This is a genomic window from Bacillus sp. EKM206B (assembly GCF_011066015.1).
Taxonomy (GTDB): domain Bacteria; phylum Bacillota; class Bacilli; order Bacillales; family Bacillaceae; genus Bacillus; species Bacillus velezensis.
On record NZ_JAAMNL010000005.1, the window covers coordinates 121,872 to 134,787 of the forward strand.

Annotated in this window: 11 protein-coding genes; 9 read left to right on the top strand and 2 right to left on the bottom strand. The window is 47.5% G+C overall.

Annotation, left to right across the window (positions count from 1 at the left end):
• Nucleotides 1-24: 24 nt before the first annotated feature.
• Both G9F50_RS11310 and G9F50_RS11315 read left to right on the top strand, forming a co-directional pair.
• Nucleotides 25-1,221: an MFS transporter gene (locus G9F50_RS11310; protein WP_060561909.1), complete on the top strand. Its 1,197-nt coding sequence runs from the start codon at nucleotides 25-27 to the stop codon at nucleotides 1,219-1,221.
• A 529-nt stretch (nucleotides 1,222-1,750) separates the two neighbouring features.
• Entirely contained in the window at nucleotides 1,751-2,191 is a 441-nt protein-coding gene (locus G9F50_RS11315) for a hypothetical protein (RefSeq protein ID WP_041482215.1), read from the top strand.
• Nucleotides 2,192-3,200: 1,009 nt separating this feature from the next.
• On the opposite strand, the gene G9F50_RS11320 is transcribed toward G9F50_RS11315, so the two are convergent.
• Nucleotides 3,201-4,796, bottom strand: a complete 1,596-nt coding sequence (locus G9F50_RS11320; protein ID WP_007408738.1) for a PucR family transcriptional regulator — start codon at nucleotides 4,794-4,796, stop codon at nucleotides 3,201-3,203.
• Between the two features lie 180 nt (nucleotides 4,797-4,976).
• Between G9F50_RS11320 and G9F50_RS11325 the strand changes: the two genes are divergently transcribed.
• The 6 genes from G9F50_RS11325 to yunB all read left to right on the top strand — a co-directional run bounded on the left by G9F50_RS11325 (nucleotide 4,977) and on the right by yunB (nucleotide 10,783).
• Nucleotides 4,977-6,341: an allantoinase gene (locus G9F50_RS11325; RefSeq protein WP_060561907.1), complete on the top strand. Its 1,365-nt coding sequence runs from the start codon at nucleotides 4,977-4,979 to the stop codon at nucleotides 6,339-6,341.
• A gap of 72 nt (nucleotides 6,342-6,413) precedes the next feature.
• Nucleotides 6,414-6,767, top strand: coding sequence for a YunG family protein (locus tag G9F50_RS11330; RefSeq protein ID WP_007408736.1), 354 nt, complete (start codon nucleotides 6,414-6,416; stop codon nucleotides 6,765-6,767).
• 26 nt (nucleotides 6,768-6,793) lie between these two features.
• Nucleotides 6,794-7,645, top strand: coding sequence for a DUF72 domain-containing protein (locus tag G9F50_RS11335; RefSeq protein ID WP_060561906.1), 852 nt, complete (start codon nucleotides 6,794-6,796; stop codon nucleotides 7,643-7,645).
• Nucleotides 7,646-7,664: 19 nt separating this feature from the next.
• Complete coding sequence (locus G9F50_RS11340) at nucleotides 7,665-8,486, top strand: sulfite exporter TauE/SafE family protein (protein WP_003151913.1); 822 nt, start codon at nucleotides 7,665-7,667, stop codon at nucleotides 8,484-8,486.
• Between the two features lie 17 nt (nucleotides 8,487-8,503).
• Entirely contained in the window at nucleotides 8,504-9,898 is a 1,395-nt protein-coding gene (locus G9F50_RS11345; RefSeq protein ID WP_060561905.1) for a bifunctional metallophosphatase/5'-nucleotidase, read from the top strand.
• A 126-nt stretch (nucleotides 9,899-10,024) separates the two neighbouring features.
• A complete protein-coding gene (gene yunB / locus G9F50_RS11350; protein ID WP_039253993.1) occupies nucleotides 10,025-10,783 on the top strand; it encodes a sporulation protein YunB in 759 nt (252 codons plus the stop codon).
• A gap of 37 nt (nucleotides 10,784-10,820) precedes the next feature.
• On the opposite strand, the gene lytH is transcribed toward yunB, so the two are convergent.
• Nucleotides 10,821-11,798, bottom strand: coding sequence for an L-Ala--D-Glu endopeptidase (gene lytH, locus G9F50_RS11355; RefSeq protein ID WP_003151918.1), 978 nt, complete (start codon nucleotides 11,796-11,798; stop codon nucleotides 10,821-10,823).
• Between the two features lie 201 nt (nucleotides 11,799-11,999).
• On the opposite strand from lytH, the gene lipA reads away from it, so the two are divergent.
• On the top strand, nucleotides 12,000-12,896 hold the full coding sequence (lipA, locus tag G9F50_RS11360) for a lipoyl synthase (RefSeq protein ID WP_003151923.1): 897 nt from the start codon (nucleotides 12,000-12,002) through the stop codon (nucleotides 12,894-12,896).
• The last annotated feature ends 20 nt before the right edge of the window (nucleotides 12,897-12,916 follow it).

Consider the following 12,916-nt stretch of genomic DNA (forward strand, 5'->3'; position numbering starts at 1 on the left):
TGTCTGGGGAGAAGGTAAGAAATCATGGCGTACATAGGCCGATTGTCAATTTTAATGCTGAATATGTTTATTGCGATGCTTGGAATCGGATTGATTATTCCGATTATGCCCACCTATATTACTGAATTCGGAGCGACGGGGAGCACGATGGGTCTGCTTGTTGCGGCGGCAGGGCTTACACAGCTTTTATTTGCGCCTATTGCCGGGGAAATAACCGACAAATACGGACGGCGGAAACTGATTATTTTCGGCATCGCCGCCTTTGCCGTGTCACAATTGATCTTCGCCTTTGCCGGAAGCCTGTGGCAACTGTTCGCATCCCGGCTTTTGGGCGGAATGGGCGCGGCGTTTTTAATGCCGTCAATGTTCGCTTACATAGCGGATATTACGACCGAAGAAGAACGCGGGAAAGGAATGGGGCTGTTCAGCGCGGCGATGACGCTCGGTGTCGTCATCGGGCCAGGTGTCGGAGGCTATTTGGTTCATTACGGCATGTCTGTGCCGTTCATCGTGTCTGCAAGTCTCGCCTGCTTTTCAACGGTGCTTTCATTTTTCTTTCTGCCTGAAACGCTGGGACGTGAAAAGCAGCTGGAAGCCCGGGCAAAAACGGAAAAACGTGAGCATCTGTTTAAGCAAATGTCACGCGCGCTCAAATCGCCGTTCGCGTTTATGCTGATTCTGGTTTTTGTGCTGAACTTCGGAATTATGAACTTTGAATCCGTTTTCGGCCTTTACGTTGACCATAAACACGGATTTAAAGCCTCTGATATTGCCTTTATTATTACGGCTGCGGGTCTCATCGGCGTGTTTGTGCAGGCGGTCGGCGTCAGTTATCTCGTCCGCAGGTTCGGGGAAAAGCGCGTCATTAACGTGACGTTGATCGGGGCTGCTGCAGGACTTGTGTGGTGCCGGTTTGCGGGTTCATATTGGGCCGTTTTTGCCGCGGCAATCTTTTTCCTGACGCTGACATCGCTGCTCCGGCCGGCGGTTAATACGATGCTGTCGAAGCTCGCCGGTGACCAGCAGGGGTTTGCCGGCGGGATGAACACCTCATTCATCAGCTTAGCGAATATCGCCGGACCGTCAGCCGCCGGTTTTCTCTTTGACGTAAATATGGAATTTCCGTATATGCTGGGAGCGGCCATTCTCACCATCAGTTTTCTGGCCGCGCTTGGCTGGGGCAAAAAGACACAGACCCGGCCGTTCACGCAGCAAGGATAGAATCAAAAGCCTCCGGGTATCCGGAGGCTTTTTGCTGATTGCCGTTTATTCTTCGGCTGTCTGTAATGAGGATATGAAGCAGGCTGACAGTAATAAAGTGGCCGAATACACCTTTTTGGTGAGTTCCGTACCCACGGCTTCATCTGTGATTTTCTGCAATTCCAGAATACAAGCAGTCGAGAAATAAATAAGGCAGAAAGTTGACACGGCAACAGAAGCTCTTGGAAAGCCAATAACAGATTGATAAGCACAGAAAAAACGGCTTTTCGGATAAAAAATCACAAAAATCTATTATTTACCAAAATAAATGAGAACTGAGGAGAAAATGAGGTGGAGGCTTTTGTTCTTATCAGATGTCATTTTTAAAAGTTATTTATAAAATTCATACTATGTCTTTTTAAAACTCATCGTATTCTTATCTAGTTTTTGCAACCAAAAGATTATTTAGTCTTTAAAAATCGGAAAATATGGGTTAGAATGTATAATAGTCTTGTGTTTACAAGTATAATTATTAATGGAGGGATTTATCATGAGAAGTAAAACTAAGAATATTCTAGCAGTATTGTTAGCAGGTATTATGACTTTTGGCCTGATTATAGGATTAAGCCAATCAGCGCAAGCAGTAAGCAAAACAACGAGCTTTACTTACAATACTGGAACTGTTTCTGCAAAATCATATATACATACATCAGATAACTACAAAAATGTTAATGCTACAGTTGAATTAGGAAGATCAGGCACATGGGAGACCGCAGCTTATTGTAAATTATACCTTCAGCGGTATACAAGCGGTTCATGGAAGACTATTGATACTGCTTCCGGTAATGCATCATACGGAAAAAAATTGAATGTTACTTTTACAAATATCGCTAAAAAATCTGCTTCAACTCGTGTGAAAGTGAAACTTTATAACAATTGGAAACACTCAGAACTAATTCAAACTGTAAATTCAAGTAAATGGAAACGCTAATATCTAAAACTTGATTTCGACTGATTAGTAATAATTATTCTTCTAAATTAATTAATGTTTAGAGGCTGAAAATTTTCTAAATGTACTTAGGATGCAGGGGACCCCTGCATCCTTTTCATTGAGTATTACAACCTGATAGCCAAATAGGATGAGCAGGAGCAGAATGTGGTAGTTCTTTAATGCGTCATGGTGTGAAAATGCATGGAAAGGGGTATTTTTAAGAAAGCCCAAGCAGGAGAAGCGAGCACCCGTATGATTCCATCTTTCTCCGAGCTGCATCTGTTCGCTGAGAAGATAGCTGTCGAGCCGCCCTTCTTCGTTTTTCCTTCCGAACATGGAATCTCACCGACGACTGTATCCCATGTATGATTTTGAGATTGGAAGGTAATGTGAAACAGCTAGGGAAATCTGCATCTAAACCAGATTCGGTATCGAGGGGGCTTGTTTGTGAAATACAGAAGCGGCTATGTCACGAACCTGTTCCGCGGCACTATAGTCTTCGCGCGGCTCTCCGTACGATCCTCTGTCCCGCCGATTTATAAATGGACAAATAGCAGCTGGCTGCTGTCATCTCGCAGGACTGTATATTCATTCCAGTGATGGAGATCAGGCGGTAATTATCATTAAGATGCAAAAAATCTGCCAAGCATAGGCCGATACCGATTGATGCGCCCCACATGGTTTTCAGCAAAGTGGCAGGGCCCGTCAGTAAATCAATTGCTAAAAGGCAAGAAAGCTCATCGGACCTCAAATTTATTACGCGCCCGCCGAATAAGGCATTGTAATCGCTCTTGCATATATGGCAGCTACATACTGTGAGCTGATTGTAAGCATGGCTAGTATTATTGTTTTTCTCTAATTTCAACCCCTCATTTTTCCGAATGTGATGTTTAATACACGTTAGTATGCGGAAGACGTAATGCCATCAGGCGTTATCGCTGAAATATTCGTATTTTTTGGCGGAAACGCCAATGAGAGTGGATTTCATTTGAGGATATGCAACAATTCCTTAACCGATCAGCCGCTGCATTCTCAGCGCGAGCCGCAGGCGCATCGTCGTCTCCGGATCTTTTAAGCTTTTGCCGAGCAGTTCCTCGCATTTTTCTAAACGATAGATCACCGTATTTCGATGGACGTACAGGCGCTTAGCCGTTTCTGAAATCTGGCAGTGGGTCTCCAGATAAACAGACAGCGTATGAAGCAGGCTCTGGTCCTCCTTTTGCCGGTCGGCCAGGCTTTGGAGGGTGGCTTCGTAAAACTTCTTCACATCTTCCGCCGGAAGCAGGCGGAGCAGCTCCGGCACGTCTTTGGCATGATAGATTTGAATAAACTCCGCGCTTCTGGACAAATGCCCGGATGAAATGGCGTCTGAAGCTTCAGTAAAAGCGTCAGGGACGTCGATCAGCTTTTGGCATATGTTTGAGATGCCGAAGGAGACAGTCCGTTTAAATTGCGTCCGGACCTGCTTTTGAAACTGCTCCAAAAAGCTGATGACAGACGCGTGCATTTCATTCCAGCTGTCTGTCGCTTCAATTAGAAGAATACCGACATTTCCTTTAATAAAGAGATGAGGGGGAAACGGGAAGGATGACAGTTCCCCTTCAAGCAGATCAAATACATGATCGGAAACGAGCTGATTTTCGGTAAAGCTGATCGTTTTCTCATTTCGGTCAAGCTTTCCGCAAATGCACATGTATTTCTGATCCCAGCGGAGCCGGAATTCTTTGGCGCGGCTTTTGATTTCTTCATGGCCGGTAAACGAGCGGTCGATGAAATTGCTGAAAAATTCATTGCGCGCTCGTCTGCTGAATTGTTTGACGGCATTTTCTTTCAGCAGTTCAAAGGAAATGACGTTAGCCGCCTGTTCAATAGTCAAAATCATGCCTTTATCAGCGGTCTGCACCAGCTCCGGTATCACCAGATAACCGCAGTTTTTTTCAACATTCAGAATCGGCAGGACAGAATACGCCTTTCTGTCGGACAGCATGGAAAAGCAAGTGAAATAAGGCCCGGAAAGGGAATAACAGATGTTTTTCAATAAAGACGTGTCAATGGGTATGCGGTGGGACGATGATAAGAGTTTTGTATGCTGATCCAAAAGCAGCACGGGAAGCCGGAGAATGTCTGAGAGCTTCTTAAGCAGGGATTGCAGCCCTTTGCCGCTCATGATGTGGTTTGTGAATTTTTTATGGGCGTAAATGGCCTGCTGCAGCTCATTTGAACGCATATCAAGAATATGGCTCAGTGTGGCGTTGACGATATCTCCGAGCCTGATGTCTTCCGGCAGCTCAATAATCGGAAATTCATACCGGTCGGCAAGCTCCGCGGCATCTTTCGGAATGACATTAAGGTAACGCTTCGTTTTGATCCCCAGTCCCGCGCAGCCCCGTTTTGCCATGAGGCGGATCAAATCTTTCAACAGCTGAGGGCGGTCCTTCAAGTGGTAAGCCGTCGTGACGAGCAATTCGTTTTTATGTAAAAAATCAGCGATGTCCGGCGCATCCATCATGTTGACGTGCTGCACCTCCCTCCAGCCGCCGGATTTGCCTGCGATTAATGCGGCCCGCTCATAAGCGGGAATCTTCATCACGTCATAAATGTTCATCAGTCAGTCTCCTTTCAGGTTCTAAAGACAACCATTGGTTAATATGAATAAAAATCATCAAAAATTATAGCGGTTTTGCTGATGTATTACGATCATAGTAGCAGTAAACTGGCAATCATAGACGCATGTTGTGATAAAAACTGACAGAAAAATCGTCATCCTTACAGGGAGGAAGATAAAATGGCCTATGACGTAATTGTAAAGGGTGCGAAAGCTGTGCGAAAAGGCGGAACAGAGCGGACTGATATCGCCGTCAAGGACGGGAAAATCGCCTTGATCGGGCTCGGCATTGACGAAAACGCGGAACAAGTGGTGCAGGCGGACGGCATGTATGTGTTTCCGGGAGCGGTCGATTGTCACGTGCATTTCAATGAACCCGGCCGCGAAGAATGGGAAGGCATTGAAACCGGCTCAAACATGCTGGCTGCCGGCGGCTGTACGTCTTATTTTGATATGCCGCTTAACTGCATCCCTTCGACGGTAACTGCTGAAAACCTGCTGGCAAAGGCGGAAATCGCCGAACGAAAGTCAGCGGTTGATTTTGCGCTTTGGGGCGGTTTGATGCCCGGATATACCGAACATATCCGGCCGATGGCAGAAGCGGGGGCAATCGGGTTTAAAGCGTTTCTGTCTAAATCGGGAACGGATGAATTTCAATCAGCCGATGAACGGACTCTTTTAAAGGGAATGAAGGAAATCGCGGCGTGCGGCAAGATTTTGGCCCTGCACGCAGAAAGCGACGCCCTCACCCGATTCCTTGAAGCCGAGTACGCGCTCCAAGGGAAAATTGATGCCCGCGCTTACGCTTCCTCCCGTCCGGAAGAAGCCGAATGCGAGGCTGTGCAGCGGGCGATTGAATATGCAAGAGCGACGGGATGCGCGCTTCATTTTGTACATATCAGCACGAAACGGGCCGTGCTCTCCATTCAGCAGGCGAAAAAAGACGGATTGGATGTCACCGTTGAAACGTGTCCGCACTACTTATTATTCAGCTTTGAAGACTTCCTCAAAAAAGGGGCGGCCGCCAAATGCGCTCCGCCGCTCCGCTCAGAGGCTGATAAAGAGGAATTGATCGGGGGTTTGGCAGAGGGCCTGATTGATATGGTGTCTTCGGATCATTCTCCCTGTCATCCGTCTTTGAAACGCGAGGATAATATGTTTCTGTCGTGGGGCGGGATCAGCGGAGGCCAATTTACGCTTCTCGGCATGATTCAATTAGCGATCGATCATGGGATTCCGTTTGAACATGTGGCCCGATGGACGGCCGAAGCACCTGCCAAGCGCTTCGGGTTAACGAATAAAGGCCGGCTTGAAGAAGGATTTGACGCTGATTTTGCCATCGTCCGGCCGGAACCTTTTACCGTCACAAAAGAAACGATGTTTTCCAAACATAAGCAAAGCCTGTATGAAGGCCGCACCTTTCCATACCGAATTGCTGCGACCTACAGCAAGGGACGCTGTGTGTATCAGGATGGCGGTCGTAAGCAGAGCGGGGCTTTCGGAACATTCCTGAAGCCTTCTGAAATAAAAGAGCCGATTCTCTGATGAGAATCGGCTTTTTTTGTCGTTTGGAAAGCGGGTCTCGTGGTATCTTTTTATAAAAAGGAGTAAAACACATTGTATGATCAAATCTTGAACATATTAACGGCATCCTGGTCGCGCAAGACTAGTACAAAATGGACGGAAGATTGCCCGGCCAAAGGCCAGTGCGGCGTGACGGCTTTAGTCATCCAAGATGTTTATGGCGGTGACATTCTCAAAACAAAAACCGGCACAAGCTGGCATTTTTATAACCGGATAGACGGGGAGATATATGATTTCACGAGCGGTCAGTTTTCAGAGCCGATCGTCTATCAGCACATTCTTTCTTCCAGAGATGAGGCATTTTCGGACACCAATGAACATCAGTATCGGTTCCTGAAAAGTGCATTCAGAAAAAACATGGAAACAGAAAGAGAAAAACACCTGTGATAAACTAGAGTGAGAGGTGAAGGATTGTGATTTATATCGGACTGACGGGGTGGGGGGATCATGACAGCATCTATCCGCCTAAAACAGCGGGCCCGCAAAAACTGCAGGCGTATTCCTCCCATTTTCCCATCGTTGAGCTGGACGCGAGCTTTTACGCGATACAGCCCGCCCGCAATAATGAAAGATGGGTCAAAGAGACGCCGGAATCTTTTCAATTTGTCATTAAGGCATATCAAGGAATGACGGGCCATCAGCGCGGCGATATTCCCTATGAATCGAAGGAAGAAATGTTTGAGGCGTTTAAGCTGTCATTATCGCCGTATATAGAGCATGGAAAGCTTGCCATGGTGCTGTTCCAATTCCCGCCGTGGTTTGACTGCAATAAAGAAAACGTCGCATATTTAAGATGGTGCAGGCAGCAGATGGGCGATATCCCGTGCGCGCTTGAATTCCGCAACCGGTCTTGGTTTTCCCCGCCATTTTATGAACAGACGCTTTCCTTTATGAAGGAGGAAGGCTGGATTCACAGCATATGTGACGAGCCGCAAATCGGCGAGGGCAGCATTCCGACCGTCCTGAAAGCAACGGATGAAGAAAAAACGCTTGTCCGTTTTCACGGACGGAACAAACAGGGCTGGATCAAACCAGACGGCGGACAAAACTGGCGTGAGGTCAGATATTTATACCGCTATAACAAACAGGAGCTCAAAGATTGGAAAAACAATCTTCAGGTGCTGAAAAAACAGTCGCGCAATCTGTATGTGCTCTTCAATAATAACTCAGGCGGAGACGCCGCCGATAACGGGCTTGAGATGCTTGAAATGTTAAATATCTCATATACCGGGCTTGCTCCGAAGCAGCTCGACCTATTCAGCTAGAAAAGAGGTTTCAAGACACATGTCTTATCTTATTTTGATCATATTAGGATTTATCGCGGGAACGGTCGGCAGCCTGATCGGGCTTGGGGGAGGAATTATCATCGTGCCGGCAATGCTCTATTTAAGCACGATGACTCCGTTTTTCCATGACGTAACACCGCAGACTGCCATCGGCACATCCCTTTTGGTGATTATTTTTACGGGCCTGTCATCAACTCTGGCCTATATGAAATATAAAACCGTTGATTACAAAAGCGGACTGATCTTTTTTATCGGTTCCGGCCCGGGAAGCATCATCGGCGCGTATTTGTCTAAACTTTTTAATGCGCATACGTTTTCCGTCTGGTTCGGACTTTTTATGATTTTGATTTCTATTACATTAATGCTGAAGGCGAAAGCAAAACCGGTCAATAAAGCGCATAAAGGCATGATCCGGACTTATGAGGATGAATCGGGTGAGCTTTATACATATTCGTACCGTATTTTTACCGGTATCGCCATTGCCTTTTTCGTCGGTTTATTGGGCGGTCTTTTCGGCATCGGCGGCGGCTCTCTTATGGTTCCGGCCATGATGCTGTTATTTTTGTTCCCGCCGAAAGTGGCTGTGGCGACGTCAATGCTCATCATTTTCTTATCCTCCGTGACGGGTTCCGTGTCACATATCGCAGAAGGCCATGTCAATTGGCTGTATGCGCTGTGCCTCGTTCCGGGCGCGTGGTTCGGCGGCAAAATGGGCGCGTGGGTCAATAAGCGGGTGCAGACGAAAACGATCGTGCTTTTCATGCGGGTCGTCTTGATTTTGATCGGCTGTGAATTGATTTATCAAGGGATATTCAGCTAAAAGGTAGGAGAGATGGTATGTTAGAGAAGCTCCGTTTATATCATACGAATGATTTGCACAGCCATTTCGAAAATTGGCCGAAAATCGTACATTATATTGAGCAGAAGAGAAGTGAGCATGAAAAGGACGGGGAGGAAACACTCGTATTCGACATCGGCGATCATATGGACCGATTCCAAATGATAACGGAAGCGACCTTCGGCAAAGCGAATGTCGACTTGTTAAACCGTCTTGAGATTGATGCGGCTGCCGTCGGGAATAATGAAGGGATTACGCTGCCTCACGATGAGCTGGCGGATTTATATACTCATGCCGCGTTTCCCGTCATTGTGTCCAACCTGTTTGACGCGGACGGACAGCGCCCGGAATGGGCCAAGCCCTACGTGATCAAAACGCTGAAAAACGGGATGACCGCCGGCATACTAGGCGTCACGGTGCCGTATTATCCCGTCTATCAGAAACTCGGCTGGACGGTGACGGATGCGGAAAAAAGCATTCAAGAATCACTTGACAATATCAAGGGTAAAGCGGACATCATCATTCTGCTTTCTCATTTAGGCCTGATCGATGACCGGGCCGCAGCGGAAAAATTTCCCGACATCGATGTCATTCTTGAATCACATACGCACCACCTTCTTGAGGACGGACAGGACATAAACGGCGTATTGCTTGCATGTGCGGAAAAATACGGGAACTATGTCGGCTGTGTCGAGCTCACGATAGAAAGTGAATCACGAACCATTGTCAGCAAACAGGCATCTGTACAGAAAATGGCTGATTGGCACGGGGAATCTGAAGATACGGCGGCTTTTCTGAAAGAGAAAGAACGGGAAGCGGAAAACCTGCTCTCCGTACAAGTCGCCAATCTGAAGGAAGAAGCCGGCGTGAAGTGGTTTGAGGAATCGCCGCTGCCGCTTCTATTAGCCGAAGCGCTGAAAAGCTGGTGCGGCTGTGAAGTCAGCATGGTGAATTCAGGCGTCATTTTGGGGCCTTTACAGAAGGGGCCTGTCACAAAGCTTGACCTGCACCGCATCTGCCCTCATCCGATCAATCCGGTCGCCGTTCGTCTTTCAGGCAGGGAGCTCCAGGAAACAATCAGCCAGGCCGCCTCGGAACAAATGGAGCAGCTGCGGATTAAGGGCCTCGGCTTCCGCGGGGAAGTGATGGGCAGGATGGTATATGCCGGAGCGGAGGCAGAGGCCGGCATTCTTGAAGACGGTGTGACGCATCTCCTCAATGTGAAAGTGAACGGAGAAGAGGTGGATCCGGAGCGGATATACTCGGTTGCCGTTCTCGACATGTTTACACTCGGAAAGCTGTTCCCTTACATCCGCGATTCAAAAGAAAAACAATACTTTATGCCGGAGTTTTTAAGAGATCTGCTCGCCTGGGAGCTCGCGCGGCAAGCGTAATGTCAGATATCCGCCGGCCGTTCCATCTCATTCGAGTGAAGGTAAGCTTGACTTTTTAAGAGTAAAAATAAAATACTATGTCCCCTCTTACAAGCATACATTGTGATATGTAAGGGGGGATTTTTCTTGCCTAGATACCGGAGCGCTCTTCGCAAGAGAGGGCCTTTGCCTTTTCGATATGTGCTTCTTCTGTCGTTTGCTTTTTTTATCATATCGACGGTCATCAGCCTCTGGATGATCAACTCCTCAATCAAACCGGTGCTGATGAACATCGGAGAAATGGAAACCAAACGGGTGGCGACAGAAGTCATTACGGAATCCATTGAAGAATACATGTCTCACAGCGACAATGTGAAAGATATGGTCGATATGAAAACGGATGAAAACGGAAAAGTCACAACGATGGATTTTAATACACAAATGGTCAACAGCATGAAGGCGAAAGTGACAAAGCAGCTTCAGGCTCATTTGAAGGAAGCGGAGTCGAACAATAAGCAGCATGAAACGGAGAAAGGCGCGAAAACGGCCGATGAAATTATGATTAACATCCCTTTAGGGCAGGTCACGGGAAACAGCATTCTCGGAAATCTGGGGCCGAAAATCCCCGTGCGCTTTAACCTGATCGGTGATGCGTTAACTGATGTGAAAACAAAAATAAAGCCGTACGGCATTAACAATGCCCTGATCGATATCAGTATTTTTGTGGAAATTAAGGTAAAGGTTATTATCCCGTTTGCCAGTAAAACATCAGTCGTGACAAATAATATACCGGTCTCCATTAAAGCGATTCAAGGAGAGGTGCCGCAGTTTTATAACGGAAGCGGCGGATCAGGTGTGACGCCTTCCATTCAGCTGCCGAATGAAAAACAGAAGAAAGATAAATAAAAACACACAGCCGCAATCTTTCCTGGCGGCTGTGTGTTTACTTTTTCCTGCGGATTTCTTTTCGCTCCCATGCCCTTAAATGGGGATACGGGTCAAAAGACCATTCCGATCTGCCGTTATCTTTATACATCCCGTAGTGAAGATGCGGCGGAAATTTTCCCGCGGTGCCAGGCGGTCCGTATCCGGAACTGCCGACAGAGCCGATCACCTCTCCGGGTTTGACGATCTGGCCTTTATGCACACCTTTTGCAAAACCGTTCAGGTGAGCGAAGTAGTGATACGTGTTATTGATATCCCTGATGCCGATTCTCCAGCCGCCGAAACGGTTCCAGCCCTTCATTTCAACAATACCGTAGCAGGTCGATCTGACGGGGAGCCCGTAATGGGCGAACAGATCCGTTCCTTCGTGAATCCGGCGCCCGCCGAAACCCCGCGCGGCGCCCCATGTGCTGCGGTAGCTGTAATCCGTCTTCACGGGAAGCGGAAAAGCGTGCTCTCCGAGATCAAGGCGGCCGAACGTTTTAAACAATGTCATGAATTCGGTGATAATGCCGACCGTCTGATCACGGCGGTAATAATTCCAGAGGCCGATGCGGATATGGTCAAGATCCGTTCCGAATCCCGCTAAATACTGTGCAAATGTATAAAGAATATCCTCATCATTGCTGACCTCGGCTTTTCCGTCGCCGTCGCCGTCCAGGCCGATCCCGTCAAATACTTTAATGCTGAGGGGCGCCTCGTCCTTAGGATTTGGATTTTCAGGCCCGCTCCACAAATGATCCGGAATATAAATGCTGATGATTCCCGCTTTTTCCGGCAGATCCTTTCGGTTCGAGCGGACATTTTCTTCATATTGATCAACCGCCGCAAGCACATACCAAGGAATCTGCGTGACTGCTTCGGCTTTGCGGTACAACTGCATCCGTTCGCCGTAAACAGGAGCCGATTGTTCTTTCCCGCTTGCAGCCGGACAGAAAAATGATAAAAGGAGAAGAGCAGATAACAGAACTTTCACAACATGATCTCCTTTCAGGATTAATACAAATAGTTTGCGGCAACAATCCGAGAAAATGTAAGTAATTCTCTTCCCTTGTCGAGAAATTTTTCCTATGTTAAAGTGACTATTGAATAGAAATCTGCAAGTTTTATATCCATCGTGAAATAGAAATTTTTCGCACACGAACATGAATAAAGGGATAATGGAGATGATGGGGAAATGGCAAAGAAAGACGAGCATCTGAGAAAGCCGGAATGGCTCAAAATAAAGCTGAACACGAATGAAAACTATACGGGTCTGAAAAAATTAATGCGTGAAAATAATCTGCATACCGTATGTGAAGAAGCAAAATGCCCGAACATCCATGAATGCTGGGCTGTCAGACGTACGGCGACGTTCATGATTCTCGGTTCCGTCTGTACGAGAGCATGCCGCTTCTGCGCTGTCAAAACGGGTCTGCCGACTGAGCTGGATCTGCAGGAACCGGAACGCGTAGCTGATTCCGTCGCGCTGATGAACTTAAAACACGCCGTCATCACGGCCGTGGCGCGTGATGATCAGAAAGACGGCGGAGCAGGCGTCTTTGCGGAAACGGTCCGGGCGATCCGCAGAAAAAGCCCGTTCACGACAATTGAAGTGCTGCCATCCGATATGGGCGGAAATTACGACAACCTGAAAACATTAATGGATACCCGTCCTGATATTCTGAACCACAACATTGAAACCGTGCGCCGCCTGACACCGAGAGTCCGCGCCCGTGCAACATATGACCGTTCTTTGGAATTCTTGCGCCGTGCGAAAGAAATGCAGCCTGACATCCCGACGAAATCAAGCATTATGATCGGTCTCGGCGAAACGAAGGAAGAAATTATTGAAGTGATGGACGACCTGCTTGCGAACAATGTAGACATCATGGCGATCGGCCAATACCTGCAGCCGTCGAAAAAACATTTAAAAGTCCAAAAATATTATCATCCGGACGAATTTGCCGAACTGAAAGAAATCGCGATGCAAAAAGGCTTCAGCCACTGTGAAGCAGGCCCGCTTGTCCGTTCTTCCTACCATGCGGATGAACAAGTGAACGAAGCGTCTAAAAAACGCCAGGCCCAAGCATAAGATAAGCCGAAAAAACCCAA

Bases quoted from the DNA above. Each gene is read 5' to 3' on its own strand.
- G9F50_RS11345 (WP_060561905.1), top strand. From the start codon at position 8,504: ATGTTAGAGAAGCTCCGTTTATATCATACGAATGATTTGCACAGCCAT.
- G9F50_RS11320 (WP_007408738.1), bottom strand. From the start codon at position 4,796: ATGAACATTTATGACGTGATGAAGATTCCCGCTTATGAGCGGGCCGCA.
- G9F50_RS11340 (WP_003151913.1), top strand. From the start codon at position 7,665: ATGTCTTATCTTATTTTGATCATATTAGGATTTATCGCGGGAACGGTC.
- lipA (WP_003151923.1), top strand. From the start codon at position 12,000: ATGGCAAAGAAAGACGAGCATCTGAGAAAGCCGGAATGGCTCAAAATA.
- G9F50_RS11315 (WP_041482215.1), top strand. From the start codon at position 1,751: ATGAGAAGTAAAACTAAGAATATTCTAGCAGTATTGTTAGCAGGTATT.
- G9F50_RS11310 (WP_060561909.1), top strand. From the start codon at position 25: ATGGCGTACATAGGCCGATTGTCAATTTTAATGCTGAATATGTTTATT.
- G9F50_RS11325 (WP_060561907.1), top strand. From the start codon at position 4,977: ATGGCCTATGACGTAATTGTAAAGGGTGCGAAAGCTGTGCGAAAAGGC.